Annotated in this window: 12 protein-coding genes and 1 pseudogene; 7 read left to right on the plus strand and 6 right to left on the minus strand. The window is 69.7% G+C overall.

Annotated elements, in window-relative coordinates:
• The first annotated feature begins 32 nt into the window (after nt 1–32).
• Nucleotides 33–1,136 carry a nitronate monooxygenase family protein gene (locus OG453_RS21400; RefSeq protein WP_266869599.1) on the plus strand — a complete coding sequence of 368 codons (1,104 nt, stop codon included), beginning with the start codon at nt 33–35 and terminating at the stop codon, nt 1,134–1,136.
• Between the two features lie 200 nt (nt 1,137–1,336).
• Entirely contained in the window at nt 1,337–2,890 is a 1,554-nt protein-coding gene (locus OG453_RS21405) for an acyl-CoA synthetase (RefSeq protein ID WP_266869600.1), read from the plus strand.
• Between the two features lie 81 nt (nt 2,891–2,971).
• Here the strand turns inward: OG453_RS21405 and OG453_RS21410 are convergent, their stop codons facing one another.
• Nucleotides 2,972–3,871, minus strand: a complete 900-nt coding sequence (locus tag OG453_RS21410; RefSeq protein WP_266869601.1) for a nitroreductase/quinone reductase family protein — start codon at nt 3,869–3,871, stop codon at nt 2,972–2,974.
• Between the two features lie 157 nt (nt 3,872–4,028).
• Between OG453_RS21410 and OG453_RS21415 the strand changes: the two genes are divergently transcribed.
• From OG453_RS21415 to OG453_RS21425, 3 genes and pseudogenes are all read left to right on the plus strand, one after another.
• Entirely contained in the window at nt 4,029–4,427 is a 399-nt protein-coding gene (locus OG453_RS21415; protein WP_266869957.1) for a MarR family winged helix-turn-helix transcriptional regulator, read from the plus strand.
• A 239-nt stretch (nt 4,428–4,666) separates the two neighbouring features.
• A complete protein-coding gene (locus OG453_RS21420; RefSeq protein WP_266869602.1) occupies nt 4,667–5,077 on the plus strand; it encodes a VOC family protein in 411 nt (136 codons plus the stop codon).
• A gap of 209 nt (nt 5,078–5,286) precedes the next feature.
• A pseudogene (locus OG453_RS21425) lies at nt 5,287–5,481 on the plus strand (hypothetical protein); the annotation flags it as partial.
• Between the two features lie 68 nt (nt 5,482–5,549).
• Here OG453_RS21425 and OG453_RS21430 read toward each other — a convergent pair.
• Nucleotides 5,550–7,982 (minus strand): penicillin acylase family protein, encoded by a 2,433-nt coding sequence (locus OG453_RS21430; protein WP_266869603.1) that lies wholly within the window; start codon nt 7,980–7,982, stop codon nt 5,550–5,552.
• A 167-nt stretch (nt 7,983–8,149) separates the two neighbouring features.
• Between OG453_RS21430 and OG453_RS21435 the strand changes: the two genes are divergently transcribed.
• Complete coding sequence (locus OG453_RS21435; protein ID WP_266869604.1) at nt 8,150–9,652, plus strand: acyl-CoA synthetase; 1,503 nt, start codon at nt 8,150–8,152, stop codon at nt 9,650–9,652.
• A gap of 152 nt (nt 9,653–9,804) precedes the next feature.
• Here OG453_RS21435 and paaK read toward each other — a convergent pair whose 3' ends face one another.
• Complete coding sequence (gene paaK, locus OG453_RS21440; RefSeq protein WP_266869605.1) at nt 9,805–11,091, minus strand: phenylacetate--CoA ligase PaaK; 1,287 nt, start codon at nt 11,089–11,091, stop codon at nt 9,805–9,807.
• Nucleotides 11,092–11,357: 266 nt separating this feature from the next.
• Between paaK and OG453_RS21445 the strand changes: the two genes are divergently transcribed.
• Nucleotides 11,358–11,987, plus strand: coding sequence for a chorismate mutase (locus tag OG453_RS21445; RefSeq protein ID WP_266869607.1), 630 nt, complete (start codon nt 11,358–11,360; stop codon nt 11,985–11,987).
• On the opposite strand, the gene OG453_RS21450 is transcribed toward OG453_RS21445, so the two are convergent.
• The 3 genes from OG453_RS21450 to uppS all read right to left on the minus strand — a co-directional run bounded on the left by OG453_RS21450 (nt 11,984) and on the right by uppS (nt 15,145).
• Nucleotides 11,984–13,360 (minus strand): cytochrome P450, encoded by a 1,377-nt coding sequence (locus OG453_RS21450; RefSeq protein WP_266869608.1) that lies wholly within the window; start codon nt 13,358–13,360, stop codon nt 11,984–11,986. The genes OG453_RS21445 and OG453_RS21450 overlap by 4 nt on opposite strands.
• Before the next feature lie 14 nt (nt 13,361–13,374).
• The gene (locus OG453_RS21455) at nt 13,375–14,202 is read right to left on the minus strand and encodes a terpene synthase family protein (protein WP_266869609.1); all 828 of its coding nucleotides are present in this window, start codon (nt 14,200–14,202) and stop codon (nt 13,375–13,377) included.
• 202 nt (nt 14,203–14,404) lie between these two features.
• Nucleotides 14,405–15,145: a polyprenyl diphosphate synthase gene (gene uppS / locus OG453_RS21460; RefSeq protein ID WP_266869610.1), complete on the minus strand. Its 741-nt coding sequence runs from the start codon at nt 15,143–15,145 to the stop codon at nt 14,405–14,407.
• Nucleotides 15,146–15,181 lie beyond the last annotated feature (36 nt).

A 15,181-nucleotide genomic window follows, 5' to 3' on the forward strand; every position in this document is an offset into this window, starting at 1 on the left:
CGTCGTCCGCACCGCTGCGGCATCCTGCGCCCATGCAGACAGAGCTGAGCAGGAAACTGGGAGTCGAGCACGCCATCTTCGGCTTCACGCCCTTCCCGGCGGTGGCGGCCGCCATCAGCAGGGCGGGCGGATTCGGTGTGCTCGGCGCGGTCCGCTACACGGCACCCGACGAGCTGGCCCGCGACCTCGACTGGATGCAGGAGCACGTCGGCGACCGGCCCTACGGCCTCGATGTCGTGATGCCCGCGAAGAAGGTCGAGGGGGTGACGGAGGCCGACGTGGAGGCGATGATCCCCGAAGGCCACCGGCAGTTCGTCAAGGACACCCTCGGCAAGTACGGCGTACCCGAACTCGCGGAAGGCGAGGCGTCCGGCTGGCGCATCACCGGCTGGATGGAGCAGGTCGCACGCAACCAGCTCGACGTCGCCTTCGACTATCCGATCAAGCTGCTCGCCAACGCGCTCGGCTCACCGCCCGCCGACGTGATCCGGCGCGCCCACGACCACGACGTACTCGTCGCGGCGCTCGCCGGCAGCGCCCGGCACGCGCGCAAGCACGCGGACGCGGGCATCGACATCGTCGTCGCGCAGGGCTACGAGGCGGGCGGCCACACCGGCGAGATCGCCTCGATGGTGCTCACCCCGGAGGCCGTCGATGCCGTGGCGCCGCTGCCGGTGCTCGCGGCGGGCGGCATCGGCAGCGGGGAGCAGATCGCCGCCGCGTTCGCGCTCGGCGCGCAAGGGGTGTGGCTCGGCTCCCTCTGGCTCACCACGACCGAGGCCGACCTGCACTCCACGGCGCTCACCCAGAAACTCCTGGCGGCCGGTTCGGGCGACACGGTCCGCTCACGTGCACTGACCGGCAAGCCCGCACGCCAGCTGCGCACTGACTGGACCGACGCCTGGGACGACCCGGAGGGACCCGGCACCCTGCCCATGCCGCTGCAGGGCCTGCTTGTCGCCGAGGCCGTCTCGCGCATTCAGAAGTACGAGGTCCAACCGCTGCTCGGCACGCCCGTCGGGCAGATCGTCGGCCGGATGAACAGCGAACGCAGCGTCCAGGCCGTCTTCGACGATCTGACCCGCGGCTTCGAGCAGGCCATCGACCGCGTGAACCGCATCGCCGGACGCGAGTAGGCGCTTCGCTGGATCAACCGTGCAGAACCTGCGGGCCGTCCGTGGCTGGTCGCTCCCCCAAGTTCTCGACTTCGCTCGAACAGGGGGGACCCCCTTCGCGGCGGAGCCGCATATGTCACTGCCCCGCGCCCCTTCCGGGGCGCGGTACCGCACCGCACTTCACCGAGTCCGCTTGGACACGAGACGGAGGAGAGGCCCCCATGACCAGCACGCCCCCCAACGGCTTCTGGGCGCAGGCCGCGGCGGACCCGGACCGCATCATGCTGATCGCACCCGACGGAGCGGAGTGGACAGCCCGCCGCCTGCACACGGCGGTCAACCAGCTCGTCCACGGACTGCGCGCCGCGGGACTCGAGCGCGGTGACGCGTTCGCCGTCGTCCTTCCCAACGGCGTCGAGTTCCTCACCGCGTACCTGGCGGCCTCCCAGGCCGGCCTCTATCTCGTCCCCGTCAACCACCATCTCGTCGGCCCCGAGATCGCCTGGATCGTCGCCGACTCGGGCGCGAAGGTGCTCATCGCCCACGAGCGGTTCGCTGACGCGGCGACCGCGGCCGCCGACGAGGCGAAGCTCCCGGCCGCCCATCGCTACGCGGTGGGCGAGGTGCCCGGCTTCCGCCCGTACGCCGAACTCCTCGAAGGACAGCCCGAGTCGGCGCCCGACGACCGCACCCTCGGCTGGGTCATGAACTACACGTCCGGTACGACGGGACGCCCGCGCGGCATCCGCCGCCCGCTGTCCGGGAAGCTCCCCGAGGAGTCGTACCTCGGCGGCTTCCTCGGCATCTTCGGGGTGAAGCCCTTCGACGGCAATGTGCACCTGGTCTGCTCGCCGCTCTACCACACGGCGGTCCTCCAATTCGCGGGCGCCGCCCTGCACATCGGCCACCCGCTGGTCCTGATGGACAAGTGGACGCCCGAGGAGATGCTCCGCCTCATCGACACGCACAAGTGCACGCACACCCACATGGTGCCGACCCAGTTCCACCGGCTCCTGGCGCTGCCGGACGCCACGAAGGCGGCGTACGACGTGTCGTCGATGCGGCACGCCATCCACGGCGCCGCGCCCTGCCCCGACCACGTCAAACGGGCGATGATCGAGTGGTGGGGCGAGTGCGTCGAGGAGTACTACGCGGCCAGCGAGGGCGGCGGCGCCTTCGCCACCGCCCAGGACTGGCTGAAGCGGCCCGGCACGGTCGGCAAGGCCTGGCCGATCAGCGAACTGGCGGTCTTCGACGACGACGGCAACCGGTTGCCGCCCGGTGAACTCGGCACCGTCTACATGAAGATGAGCACCGGCGGCTTCTCGTACCACAAGGACGAGTCGAAGACGAAGAAGAACCGCATCGGCGACTTCTTCACCGTGGGCGACCTCGGCCTCCTGGACGAGGACGGCTATCTCTACCTCCGCGACCGCAAGATCGACATGATCATCTCGGGCGGCGTCAACATCTACCCCGCCGAGATCGAGTCCGCACTGCTCACCCACCCCGCCGTCGCGGACGCCGCGGCATTCGGCATCCCGCACGACGAGTGGGGCGAGCAGGTGAAGGCGGTCGTGGAAGTCGCAGAGGGCCACACTGCGGGCGACACACTGGCGGCCGAGATCCTCGCCCACTGCGAACGCCAACTGGCGGGCTACAAGCGCCCGAAGAGCGTCGACTTCATCGAAGCGATGCCACGCGACCCGAACGGCAAGCTGTACAAGCGGCGATTGCGGGAGCCGTACTGGGAGGGGCGGGAACGCGCGCTCTGAGGCGCGCCCCGAAGGGGCGCGGGGAACTGCGCGACAAGCCACGGCACACCCGCAGCCGAGCGACGGCACCTCGCGGAGCGCCTAGCCGCGACGGCCGTACAGCGCTGGCAGGAGCTGTTCCTCCTCATAGGCGAAGTGCTCCTCAAGCCCCGCCGCGAGCCGGTCGAGTTCGCCGACCAAGTCGGGGGCCGCTTCCGGATCGGCGATGAGCGCCTCCAGTTCGGTCAGCGCCCGCGCGACCGCCTCGTGCTCATCGCGGAGCCTGGCGATCCCCGGGGCCAACTCCGGGAACTGCCGCTCCAGGTCGGTGAAGGCGCCGTCCTCGTTGGTGTGGTGTTCGTGGAGCGCGCCGCAGAGGGTGAGGCAGTGCCGGGCGAGCTGCTGCCCGAGGGAGAGCGCGGGGCGTGCCGTCGCGTCCTGCTCGGCAGCTTCCTTGCGCAACGCGGCGAGCTCGCCGCGCAGCTCGCCGTGGACGCGGACCAGGTGGTCGGCGATCGCCCGGTGCCGCGTGGGGTCGGCCGCGCTGAGGCGGTGCAGCGCGACGACGGGGATGGTGCGGTCCGTGCCCTCCTGGTAGGCGGCGAACGCCGGGTCGCGCTCGCACTGCGCCGCGAACTGGCGGTCGCGCTCCGCCCCTTGGAGAATTTCGGCCGTGGCAGGGTAGCCGTCGATGCCGCCGTCGCCGTCGCCGATCTCCACGGTGAGCAGAGGGTTGGCGAGGAGGTTGTGGTACCAGTCGGGATTCTTGTCGCCGCCGCCGTTGGAGGCGAAGACGAGGAGCCGGTCGCCGTCACGCGCGTACACGGCGGGATTGCTCCGGGGCTGCCCGCTGCGGGCGCCGGTGGTGGTCAGGAGGACGAGCGGGGCGCCGGCGAACATGCCGCCGACCTGGCCGCCGTTGGCCCGGAACTCGGCCATGAGCTGTCGGTTGAACTCGGCGGGGGAGGGGAGCTGCGCGGGCTGTTCAGGCTCTTCGGGCATGGCTGTGTACCCCTTCGATAGCATCGGCATCGCAGGTGCGTTTGCTTTGAAAGCGAAGTAGCTTTGACATCAAAGCTATTGAGGAGGGTGACGAGTGTCAACCGGCGACCAGACCGGTCCGGAGGTCGACGACGCCGTCCGGACCCTGCTCCTGCTGATGCCGCGCATGGTCGGACGCGTGAAGCGGATCAAGATCCCCGAAGAGCTGCAGTCGCTGGCGCTCGCGCCCCGCCATCTCTCGCTCCTCGCCTATCTGCTCTTCGACGGCCCGATGAGCGTCAATGAACTGGCCGCCCGCCTGGAGGTCGCACCGACGACCGTGAGCCTGATGGTCGGCGAGCTGAGCCGTAAGGGAGTCCTGGAGCGGCAGGAGGACCCGGCCGACCGCAGGCGCAAGATCGTCGACATCGCCGATGCGCACCGCCCCTCGATCGATGGCTGGCTGGGCCGGGGTGCGGTCGCCTGGCGCAAGGCGCTCGCACCGCTGACGGCGGCCGAGCGGAAGCTGTTCATCGACACGCTCACGGCGTACGAGGACGGCCTCGCCGACGGCTGAGCCTGTCTCTTGACCTCTGGTGACCTTCTGGTGACCTCTGGCCTCGAACGGGGTGTCTGCCTCCAGGTCGACCACCTGCCCGGCGGCCAGGATCCGCTGCCCTCAACACCCGGACCAGGGAGGCCAGTCGGGCCGAGGAACGGCCATCTCACCACCGGCGTGCCGCCAGGGCTCGGACGGTTGTCAGTGCCCGTTGCTACGTTCAAGGCTTTCGGGTCACTCACGCCAAGGAGCATCAGATGGGATCTCAACTCAACCCGTGCCTCGCCTTCAACGGGAACGCACGGCAGGCGATCGAGTTCTATCAGGACGTCCTCGGCGGCCGGCTGGATATGGGCACCTACGCCGAATACGGCTCGCCGGACGTGCCTCACCCCGACAAGATCATGCACGCCACGCTCCGCACCCCGGACGGCTACACGCTGATGGCGTGGGACGTCAGGGAAGAGATGCCCCACACCCCAGGCAACAACGTCGCGGTCTTCCTCGACGGCGACGACGCCAAACTCCGCGGCTACTTCGAGAGGCTGTCCGCCGGCGGTACCGTGACGCTGCCCCTGGAGAAGCAGTCATGGGGTGACGAGGCCGGCTCGCTCGTCGACCGGTTCGGGATCACCTGGATGGTCAACATCACCCAGCAGCCCCGATAGACCACGGGGCGGAAAGGCCGCTCGCGCGGTGCTAAACGCTTTTGCCGTGGCCGGGGATGTACGGGCATGGACGTCTTCACATTCCCGTTGCGTGGATGGGCAGTTGAGTGGGTCGGCCTCGGCCTGCACATGTTGCCCTGGCCGGCCTGCGGTGTCTTGCTCGTCACCGCGGCGGCCCGGATCCTTGCCGAGAGGTCACGCCGCAAGAGATGGGAGCCCATCGTCGCGCGGGGCGTCTCGGGCGCCGCCTGGTCCTTCAGGACGTGCCTCGGGACCTGGAGAGGCTCCTCGTGGCGACCCGCCTCAACCGCGTTCTGCAGATGGAGAGTTCCGTCACCGAAGGCGACGGGTCACCTCATCCCGCGCTCGGCCTTTGCGAAGACACGGCCGGCCGCTACCGCTGAGCACGACAGAGCCGGGCCGCACCACGCCGCAGACGCGATGTGACCCGGCTCCGGTCGGCGAGGCGGTCTCAGCGGCGCTCGCGCACCTTCACCACCTTCAGCTTCGGGTCGCTCAGGATGTCCTTCTCGCAGAAGCGCGAGGTGACCCAGCGCTCATCCGCGTACAGCCGCGTCTGATCGCTGTAATGCGGCGAGTTGGGGTTCGACGACTGCGCGTACGTCAGGAGCGTGCGGGCCTCGGGGCAGCGGCCCTTGTTCCAGCCCACCGCCTGGATGTGGCTCGATCCGTGCGCGACCTCGGTGTAGCCGCCGGACTCCGCGTCCCAGACCGGCTCGACCTTGTTCCATACGCCGATGGATTCCGTGCCGCCGTGGATCGGGATGCGCTGTCCGCCGCGTACGACGAACTGGTTCTGCCCCAGCGGCGCGTCGACCGCGATCCCCGCCTCATTCAGCTCGGTCACCGCGTCGGCGAGCGCGGTCGCGAAGCCCGGCGCGGCCGTGTTGAGGGTGTTCGGGGTGCGCACCGGGTCGGCGGCCGAGAACGGCACCTTCCACAGCTGGGCGTTCGGCACGGTGGCCGTCAGCTTGCGCCAGAACCGGTCGAAGAGCAGCGCGCCCCTGCTGTCCGTGTTCATGGTGCGGTCCCAGGCCTTGAGGGCGTCGCAGGCCTTGCGTACGTCGACTGCCGCGCCGTCACCGTCCGTTGCTGTGCCTCCGGGCAGTGCCGCGCAGGCGCGTGCCGCGTCGCCGGCCGCCAGGTCACCGGCGGGCGCGCGGTTGGCGAACTGCTGCTCCTGGAGATCCTTGACCGTCAGGCCGCCCTTCGCGGCCATCGCCGAGACATCTTCGATCGCGCCGCGCGTGCGCAGGGAGCGCTGCGTGCCGATCGTCCCGAAGACCCGCTCGTAGCCGGTGATCGGCCGGTCCGCGTTGGTCAACCAGGCGCTGTCGTTGGAGTTCTCGGCGTACGGGGCGTCCTTGATGGTCGGCATCTTCGACGGGCCGAAGACACCCGGCTGGAGCGCGTCCTTGTCCGAGCCGAGCGCGCAGTCGCCGCGCGAGCCGTCGAGCACGGCCACACCCGACGCCGGATACGTCACCTTGCCCAGATCGGTTGAGCAGCGCTGGGCCAGGTCGTCGGTGATGCGGGGCAGCAACTGCGACTGGGTGAGCAGCGAGTGTCCCGCGCGGTCCGCGGCCACCGTGTTCACCCACGGGAGCCCCTGGGTCTCGCGCAGGGACTTCAGGATGCCGTCGGTGGAGCGGGCCTTGCCGAAGCCGAGGTCGGTGTCGTTGCCGCGCAGATTCACCGCGTTGGGGTCGTTCAGCGCGTACGCGGTCTTCGCCGTCCAGGGCAGCGGGAGCTGAGAGCCGAGCGCGGTGGTGACCGGGCCGTACCGGGTCCACCACTGGGTACGGGTCACCGGAGCGCCGTCCTTGACCGGCACCTCGACCGTCCGCTTCGTCATCTTCTCCGGCTTGCCGTCCACCAGATAGCTGGTCGGGTCGGCCGGATCGAGGGTCAGCTGGTGCAGATTGAGGGTCACGCCGGTCGCCACCGTGTGGCTCCACGCCACATCGCCGTTGAAGCCGATGTTGACCACGCTCGTGCCGAGCAGCGAGCCGCCCGAGACGTTCAGCTCGCCGGGGATGGTCTGCTGCGACTGCCAGAAGCGGCGGCCGCCCTGCCAGGGGTAGTGCGGATTGCCGAGCAGCAGGCCCTTGCCGTTCGCGGTGGTCTTCCCGCTGAACGCCACGGCGTTGGAGCCCATGTCGGCGTCGTCCGCCGAGAACATCTCGCGTGCGGCCTTCGCCGTGCGCTGCGGGTCGGGCGCGCCCCGGTCCGCGGTCTTCGTGGCCTTCGCTGTCTTCGCGGTCGGCGGCTGCGCGGCGGTGATGCCGTCGATGCCGCGCCCCTGGCCGCCGAGGACCTGGACCGCGAAGCCCTGCCGGGCCACGTCGAGGGAGGTGATCGGGCGCAGCCACTTGGCGCCCTTGCAGGCCGGGTCGGTGACGCGGTTCTGCCTCAGCCAGGCGTTGTAGCCCGCCGCGAAGCCGCGCATCAGCTTCTTCGACGCGGCGCTCGGCCCGGCGGGGGCGGGCTGCTTGAGGAGCTTCTCGACCGTGCGCGTGTCGCGGACACCGCCGAAGTAGAGGTCGCTGGAGAGGTTCGTGGTCGCCGAGGACAGCGAGCCGTCGGGCTTGCCGTCAGGGCCGAAGTGACGTGACCGTTCCCCGCGTACGGTCACATATCCCTCGGCGAGGGTGCACACCTGATCGGCGGCCTGCGCCCAGCCGGTGCCGAAGCCGAGGTTCTCGTAGTCCTTGGCGAGGATGTGCGGGATGCCGTACTGGGTGTAGCGGACGGTGGCGGAAAGGCCGCCGCCCGACGGGCGGGCGCCGCGCTCGTCGGCCACGCCGGCGGACGAGGGCAGGAGGGCCGTGGCGGTCAACAGGCTGATGCCGAGGGCCGTCAGGCGTCTGGTGCGGGTACGCATGGTGCCTCCCAACTGGTGTGGCGGGAAGGGGCGGTTGAGCGTACCAACCGGTATGTCGCTTGATCGAGCAGTCGAACCGGCCTTGTTCGCGACCCGCCCGGAGCCTTGACGTTCACGACCCGTCCGGAGCCTTGACCGCCGTGACGGGCGGGGCACAGGATCACGCCATGACGGGTGTACGCGGAAACACGGTCGACGGGGTCCTCCGGCGGAGCGCGCGGCGCGTGCCGGGGCGGGTGGCGCTGCGCTACGGCGAGCGCTCCTGGACGTACGCGGAACTGGACGACGCCGTATCCCGCGCGGCGCAGGTGCTGCGCGACGCGGGACTCGGCCACGGGGACCGCGTAGGCGCCTACGCCCACAACTCCGACGCCTATCTCATCGGCTTCCTCGCCTGCTCGCGGGCGGGCCTGGTCCATGTGCCGGTCAACCAGAACCTCGTCGGCGACGACCTGGCGTACATCGTGGGCCAGTCGGGCAGCTCCCTCGTCCTCGCCGACCCGGACATCGCGCCGCGCCTTCCCGGCGACGTCCGCGTCATCGCCCTGCGCGACGCGGACGACTCCCTGCTCGCACGGCTCGCGTCAGCACCGGCGTACGACGGGGACGAGCCCGGGACGGACGACTTGGCGCAGCTGCTCTATACGTCCGGCACAACGGCCCTCCCCAAGGGCGCGATGATGACCCACCGCGCCTTGGTGCACGAATACGTCAGCGCCATCACCGCCCTTGACCTCAAGGAGACGGACAAGCCCGTCCACTCGCTGCCGCTGTACCACTCGGCGCAGATGCACGTCTTCCTGCTGCCCTACCTCGCGGTGGGCGCCGAGAACACCGTCCTCGACGCACCCGCCGCCGAGCCGATCTTCGACCTGGTCGAGGCGGGCCGCGCCGACAGCCTCTTCGCGCCGCCCACGGTGTGGATCGGCCTGTCGAACCACCCCGGCTTCGCGACGCGCGACCTCGGCGGCCTGCGCAAGGCCTACTACGGGGCGTCGATCATGCCCGTACCCGTCCTCGAACGGCTGCGCGAACGGCTCCCGTCGCTCGGCTTCTACAACTGCTTCGGGCAGAGCGAGATCGGCCCGCTGGCCACGGTCCTCGGGCCCGACGAGCACGAGGGGCGGATGGACTCCTGCGGGCGGCCCGTCCTCTTCGTCGAGGCACGCGTCGTGGACGAGCGCGGCCAGGAGGTGCCCGACGGCACACAGGGCGAAGTCGTCTACCGCTCCCCGCAGTTGTGCGAGGGCTACTGGGACAAGCCCGAGGAGACCAAGGAGGCGTTCCGCGACGGATGGTTCCACTCCGGGGACCTGGCCGTGCGGGACGAGGAGGGCTACTTCACGGTCGTCGACCGGGTGAAGGACGTCATCAACTCAGGCGGTGTCCTCGTCGCTTCCCGCCAGGTCGAGGACGCGCTCTACACCCACGAACGGGTCGCCGAGACCGCCGTGATCGGCCTGCCGGACGAGCGCTGGATCGAGGCGGTCACCGCCGTCGTCGTACGCAGTGGTGAGGTCACCGAGGCCGAACTCATCGCCCACGCACGCGAGAAGCTCGCCCACTTCAAGGCACCCAAGCGGATCCTGTTCGTGGACGAGCTGCCGCGCAACGCGAGCGGAAAGATCCTCAAGCGGGAGCTGCGGGACCGGTTCAGCGACGCGTCCTAGGCGCTAAGCGCTCCGCGGGAAGTGAACGAGGTGCCGTCGCTGGTCTGCGGCTGTGTTGTGGCTGGTCGCGCCCACGCGGCGGAGCCGCACATGTCACAGCCCCGCGCCCCTTCGGGGCGCTGCCGATCCGCAGCGGACTTCGACAAGACCGCTTAGTTGTCCCGCAGATCCACGATCCGCTTGAACTTGCCCACCGACCGCTCCACCGTCTCCGGGTCGACGATCTCTACCGTCACCGAGACGCCGATGCCGTCCTTCACCGCCGTCGCGATCTCCCGGGCCGCCTCGTCGCGGCGCTCGGGCGTCGTGTCCGCGCGGGACTCGGCGCGGACCGTCAGGGCGTCCATCCGGCCCTCGCGGGTCAGGCGCAGCTGGAAGTACGGGGCGACGCCCGGTGTGCGCAGGACGATCTCCTCGATCTGGGTGGGGAAGAGGTTCACGCCGCGCAGGATCACCATGTCGTCCGTGCGGCCCGTGACCTTCTCCATCCGGCGGAAGTTCCGCGCCGTACCGGGCAGGAGACGGGTCAGGTCGCGGGTGCGGTAGCGGATGACGGGCATGGCCTCCTTGGTGAGGGACGTGAAGACCAACTCGCCGCGCTCGCCGTCCGGGAGGACCTCGCCGGTGATCGGATCCACCACCTCCGGATAGAAGTGGTCCTCCCAGATGTGCAGGCCGTCCTTGGTCTCCACGCACTCCTGGGCGACGCCGGGGCCGATGACCTCGGAGAGGCCGTATATGTCGACCGCGTCGATCGCGAACCGCTCCTCGATCTCGCGGCGCATCTCCTCTGTCCACGGCTCGGCGCCGAAGATGCCGACCTTGAGGGACGTCGTGCGCGGGTCGACGCCCTGGCGCTCGAACTCCTCAAGGAGCGTCAGCATGTACGACGGGGTCACCATGATGATCTCGGGGCGGAAGTCCTGGATCAGCTGGACCTGACGTGCCGTCATGCCGCCGGAGGCGGGAATCACCGTACAGCCGAGCCGCTCCGCGCCGTAGTGCGCGCCGAGCCCGCCGGTGAACAGGCCGTAGCCGTACGCCACATGGACCTTGTGACCGGGGCGGCCGCCCGCCGCGCGGATCGAGCGGGCCACCACGTCCGCCCACATCGACAGGTCCTGCTCGGTGTAGCCGACGACCGTCGGCCGGCCCGTGGTGCCGCTCGACGCGTGCAGGCGGCGGACCTCGGACTGCTCCACCGCGAACATCCCGAACGGGTAGTTGTCGCGCAGGTCGGTCTTGGCCGTGAACGGGAAGCGGGCCAGGTCGGCGAGCGTACGGCAGTCGTCGGGGCGGAGCCCCGCCTTGTCGAACGCCGCCCGGTAGAAGGGCACGTTCTCGTACGCGTGCAGCAAGGTGTCCTGCAGGCGCTCCAGCTGCAGCGCCTCGAGCTCCTCGCGCCCGAGGCGCTCCGCCGCGTCCAGCATGGCCGTCATATGGAGTTTCTCCCGTCCCAAACGGGCGACCGATCATTCGGTCGTGGATCTTCTGTCGTGGTCAGTAATCCAGTCGCGGGGGCGGCCGTCAAGAGATCGCACACGACGGCTTCCCGCGTCGCCCTTCCCGCGGTGTGAGCTGCGTGGACGGCTTTTGCCGGGGGCAGCTGCACCCGGGGGCCGCGGGCCCTGCCGCGCGCGCCGCGGGGACGTACGATTGCGGCCACCCGGCACGATCAACACGGCCGTTTCCAGGGGGACATCCCGTGCAGCGCAGCACCTCGTCCGCAGTCCGCTTCCTGACCGCCGGCGCTCTCGCGGCCGTACTGCTTGGAGGAGCCGGTGCCGGGCAGGCCGCCGCCACTCCCACCGCCGTCCCCGCTCAGCGGACCGCCCTCGCGCACGGCACGCCGTACGACCTGCTCCGTCCGCTCGCCGACCTCTCCGCCCAGCGGCTTGCCACCGCTGACCTCGTCGCGGCCGCGAAGTACGGCACGGACAGCCCCATCGACGACCCGGCCCGCGAGAAGCAGGTCCTCGACGACGTCGCACGGCAGGCGCGGGAGGTGGGTGCCGACCCCAAGGTGACGGTGCGGATCTTCCGCGATCAGATCGAGGCGAACAAGGTGGTGCAGCGCGCGCTGCACCACCGGTGGGACGCCGACCCGTCCCAGGCGCCGACCGAGCGGCCGGACCTCGCGGAGGTCCGCAAGGAGATCAACCGCGTGAACGGCGAACTCGTCCGCGCCGTCGCCGCATCGCCGTCCGCGCGCACGGCCCCCTACTGCGGCGGACTGCTGACCGCGGCGGCCGTGCACGTACGGCACGACCGACAGCTCGACGCGCTGCACACCATCGCCTTGGAGCGGGCGCTTCGGTCCGTCTGCGGGGCTTAGACGGCGGTCGGTGCGACACCTGAATGAGTGTCAGCGCGGGGCATTGCCTGCATGTGCAGCCTGCCGGGCCGCAAGGCCAACCCCAGGGCGGGGCGGACCTGTTGTTGTCCTGGCAGGTGTGCCAGGCGCCATCGGGCGGTGATGGTCGCGAGGGCAAGGACGGCCTCGGTCACCGCGAAGTCGTCGCCGATGCATTTGCGGGCTCCGGCGGCGAAGGGGAGGAGGGCGTGGCGGGGTGGTTGAGGGCGCTTGGGGTCCCAGCGGTCGGGGTCGAAGGTTTCGGAGTTGTCGTAGAGGTCCGGCCGGTGGTGGATGAGGTAGGGGCTGTAGGCGACGCAGCTCCCGGCGGGCAGCAGGTGCCCGCCCAGGCGGGTGTCGGCGGTGACGGTGCGAGTGAAGATCCAGCCCGGCGGTCGGAGCCGGAGGGTTTCGGTGACGATGCGGTGCGTCAGTTCCAGGCGCGGCAGATCGGCGTGGGTGGCCCTGGCTCCGTCCAGGACGGCATCGACCTCGGCGTGCAGCCGCTGCGCCATCTGGGGGTGCCGGGCCAGCAGGTCGAGGGCCCAGGCCAGGAGGGCGGCCGTGGTCTCCGTACCGGCGAGGAAGAAGGTGACGATCGTGTCGCTGATCTCCGCGTCGGTCATGCGGGGACTGTCGTCTTCGGGGTCATGGGCCGCGATCAGGGCCGACAGCAAGTCGTCGTGGTCGACGCCCTCGGCGCGGCGCTGGGCGATGATCTGGTCGAAGGCGTCACGCAGGCGGGTGCGCGCGTGCACGTGGGAGCGGTTGCCCGAGGTGGGGAGCCGGTCCAGCGGGGGGACCATGAACATGCGCTGGTAGAAGCCGTCGAAGAAGGTCTTTACGTCGTTGAGGACCGGGCCGAGTTCGCCGGGGGGCAGCGCACCGGAGAACAGGGTGGCGGCCGTGATCTTGGATGTGATCGTCATCATCTCGGTGGGCACGTCCAGGACCTGTCCGGCACGCCAGGAGCCGGTCACCTCCTCGACGCAGGCGCTCATGGCCTTTGTGTAGCCGGGGAACCGTTCCGGGCGGAAGGCGGGCTGGGCCAGCCGGCGCAGCCGCCGGTGCGCGCCGTGCGGACAGCTGGCAAGACCGTCATCACCCACAACTTCCCGTACGCGGTCGAAGACCGGGCCGCCCTTGTCGAAGACGCGGTCGTCGACCAAGGCCTGCCGGGTCAGTTCTGGATCGCAGATCACCACCAGGGTGAAGGGGCCGAGGCGGATGCGGACGAGTTCTCCGTGGGTGGGCAGGGAGTTGATGAACTCCAGCGGGTTCCGCAGCAGCGGAATCAGATGGCCGACGAGGGGCAGCGCCTTGGGCGCGATGGGGACCGAACGTAGGCTCGCCATTTCCACTCCGTGGTCTAGTGACCGGCTTCGGTGCTCTGCAGCCCGTAGCGGGGCGTATCCAATGACCATGTGTAGACGGGGTCGACCCAGTAGAAGATCGCCTGGGCGTGCTTCCTGACTTCCTCCGGCAGGGAGGCGTCCGAGCAGATCGAGGCAGCGGCGTTGGCGTTCTCGTAGCGCATGGCCGCGTTGAGGGTGAGCGAGCAGGAGAAGGCCATGTCCACGGGAATTCCGTATTCCTGGCAGATGACGCCGATGAGGCTGAGCCTTTCTCCCGATTCGGCCCCCACGTGGCAACTGTGCAGGTCGTTGTCGAGACCGACGAGGAGACTTCCCTGCTTCATGAGGTGAAGCAGTGGTTCGGGAAGCTCCTTCCCCGGCCCGACGAGGCCCGGCTGAAGCCTCTGTACCCACATGCCGAGGACGATCCCCGCCGTGCGCGTCCGGTGCCTCAAGTACCGGTCCAGGCTCGGGAGGGGTTCCCCGTTCTCCCACGCCTGCCGAGCCGTGTACTCGTGCAGGAAACCCAGCAGCAGGTCCGTGAAGCCGGGGAGCAGCGCGGCTCCGTCCGCCGCGACGATGTCGTCGCGCAGACTGGCCAGCGGCCTCAGGATGTCAGGCCCGTCGGACGGCACATGCCCCGTCTCCAGGGTTTCCCTCACGGGTTCCATGAGATGACCGACCGGCTGATCACTGCCGAGGTCGACGGTGTTCAGCCAGAACAGGATCATCTGCAGCTTCGCCAGCGGGAGCAGCACATTCCAGGGGGCTTGTGGGGCGAAAAGGCCCACCAGGTGCCCGGGGGTTGCCTGGGCCGCTATGTCGACATGAACCTTGCTCAATCCAAGGTTCGACGCCCAGGCGAGAATCGCGGACTCCAGTTGCTCGGTCTGCGGGTGGGCGGGGTATGTCTCACGTCCCTTTCCCAGGTGGGAGAGAATCCAGGGTTTCAGGGGACGATAGAAACCGGGGATGTCATCCTTCGTGTTGGAGTCAGGGAACAGAAGAGGCATCTGAGGGGGCATGCTGCAGTTCCTTCCTGCTCTACTTTCCGAAACGTCGCTGACGGGCGCCGTAGAAGGCCAGCGCGCAGTGCAGATCGGACTGGGTGAAGTCGGGCCACAGGACAGGGCAGAAATAGAGTTCCGAGAGGGCTGCCTGCCAGAGCATGAACCCGGAAAGACGTTGCTCGCCGGAGGTGCGGATCACCAGGTCCGGGTCGGGCAGCCCGCTGGTGGACAAGGCCTGGGCGAACGACCTCTCGGACACGGTGAAGCCGGCGGACTTGACCGCCTGGTGGGCCACCATGCGCGCTGCCGCGAGGATGTCCTCCCGGCCGCTGTAGCCGACTGCGAAGTTGATCTGAGGGCCCTGATTGCGACAGGTCCTGGTCTCCGCCTCGCGCAGCGAGGTTGCCAGAGAGCTGGGGAGCAGCCGGGGATCCCCGAGGTGACGCATTCTCCAGTGCCCGGCCGCCGCCAGCCGGTCGGTCAGGTCGGAGATGATGTCCAGGAGTTCGTGGAGCTCGGACGCGGCGCGATTGAGGTTGTCCGTCGAGAGCAGCCACCATGTGGTGGTCTCGATGCCTACGGCCTCACACCAGCGAACGGCCCGGAATACGTTGTCCGCGCCCTCCCGGTGGCCCTGCTCGACGGGGTGGCCATGGGCCTGCGCCCAACGGCGGTTCCCGTCCACTATGAAGGCGACGTGACGTGGCCCCCTGCCCGGGCCGAGGTTGCGGCGGTCGTCCCGTTGATGGGGGAGGTCGCGCGGGGGAGTACTCATCGGGCACTTCCTTATCGCCTGGGACCGGTGCATACA

Source organism: Streptomyces sp. NBC_01381, assembly GCF_026340305.1.
Lineage (GTDB): Bacteria > Actinomycetota > Actinomycetes > Streptomycetales > Streptomycetaceae > Streptomyces.